Here is a 1,511-nt window from a genome sequence, read left to right as displayed (position 1 = left end):
CGGAGAGGCGCGCGGCCGGGCCGCCGCGGCCGGTGCCGGCGGCGCTTCCGGTGGCGCGGCCAGGGCGGCCTGCACGGCGCCCATCCAGGCATCGCCACACGGCAGGCGCAGCGGCTCCGTCCCGGCGAAGGCCCGCGCCAGCACCCCCACCAGGTGCGGCAGTTCCGGCACGGCCAGATGGATCCGGCAGATCGGCAGGCGCGGGTCGAAGCGGCGGAGAAAGCCGGCCAGCCGCAGCTCGGCCTCGAGCCAGGCGCCCGCCAGGGGCGCATCGCCGGGCGCGATCCCGGCCGACCAGAGCTCAAGCACCACGATGCCGTAAGCGGGATGCATCAGCAGGAAGCGGCGCTCCCGCGGCCGCGCGCCTGCCGGAAAGCCGGCGAGCCGGTCGGTCGGCAGCACCACCCAGCCCGCTGCCAGCGGTCGCCAGCCGTCATCCCGCGCCGGCCCCTGTGTCGGGACGGTGGCCAGGGCTGTGCCTTCATGGGCAGCGGCAGAGGCCATGCGACGAATTCTCCCGGGCGGCGAAGCAGCGCAAGGATGACGACGCATGGCAATCAATGCAGAAAATTACGGTCAAATACAGAAAAAAGAGATTGCCGAGGATCAAAAACGGACGATGCCCGCACATCCCGCCGCATACCTTGCGGCGGCCGATGCTGCTTTGCAGCAACGGCTGATGCCACCCTTTCAGCGCACCTCGCCGATCGTGGCGACCAGCGCATCGATGTCGCGGAGCGCCGCCTGCGTCCCGTCGGCCGCCGGTCCGGCCGCCAGCGCGCGCAGCAGCCGGCGTGCGCCGGCGGCGCGACGCAGCACCAGCGCTTCCGCGATCATGCCGTGCCAGCGCGGCAGGGTGGTTTCCAGCAAGGCCCGGATCGCGCTGACGATGCCGCGATCGCGATCCAGGAGCAGGGCTGCGGTCAGGCTGTCCTGCCGCGCGACCTGCAGGCCGAGGCGGAGGTCGTGCAGGGCCCGCTCCTTCCCCTCGCCTTCTTCCCCCTCCTCCGCCGCCGCCAGCGCCGCCGCGAGATGCCGTTCGGTCGCCTGGCAACGCGCCAGAGCCGCCTCGCCCCGCTGCAGGAAGGCCTCATGCCGCGCGAGGCAGTCGCGGAGCCGCGGCTCGATGGCGTCGAGCGCCGCCACCGCCTGGCGATAGCGCCGGCGCGCGCGGCGATAGGCGCTGTCGAGCTGGAACAGCCGCGCCAGCCAGCCCGGCCGCGCGCCGGCGGCGAAGGGCTCCTGGTCGGCGTCGCGGATCGTCGCGGCGGCCTCGCGCAGCGCCGCGATGGTCTCATCCCCCGGCCAGCCCAGCTCGATCGCGAGAAGATCGGTGTCGGTGGCGCGCGGCTGTGGCAAGGGTGGGTCCTGGCAGGAAGAACGCCGGGGATCATGGCATGGCCGCCGAGGATGATCGCGACAGGAGTGCCGCCGCGCGCATCATCGCCCTCGCGGCGCGGCCGCCGGCGGCCGGGCTCGGGGCGGCGGTCGCGGGCGTCGCGGCCGATGCC

Annotated in this window: 2 protein-coding genes; both read right to left on the bottom strand. The window is 74.2% G+C overall.

Annotated features, from left to right (window positions below; translation table 11 throughout):
- Positions 1 to 504 (bottom strand): hypothetical protein (locus GXW71_RS34520; RefSeq protein ID WP_211858606.1); only part of this gene is annotated, 504 nt, incomplete at its 3' end.
- A 186-nt stretch (positions 505 to 690) separates the two neighbouring features.
- Positions 691 to 1,359: a hypothetical protein gene (locus GXW71_RS34515; protein ID WP_211858605.1), complete on the bottom strand. Its 669-nt coding sequence runs from the start codon at positions 1,357 to 1,359 to the stop codon at positions 691 to 693.
- Positions 1,360 to 1,511 lie beyond the last annotated feature (152 nt).

Source organism: Plastoroseomonas hellenica, from assembly GCF_018129085.1.
Lineage (GTDB): Bacteria > Pseudomonadota > Alphaproteobacteria > Acetobacterales > Acetobacteraceae > Plastoroseomonas > Plastoroseomonas hellenica.
Note: the sequence above shows the minus strand (reverse complement) of the source record. Positions and strands in the feature narration are given on the sequence as shown.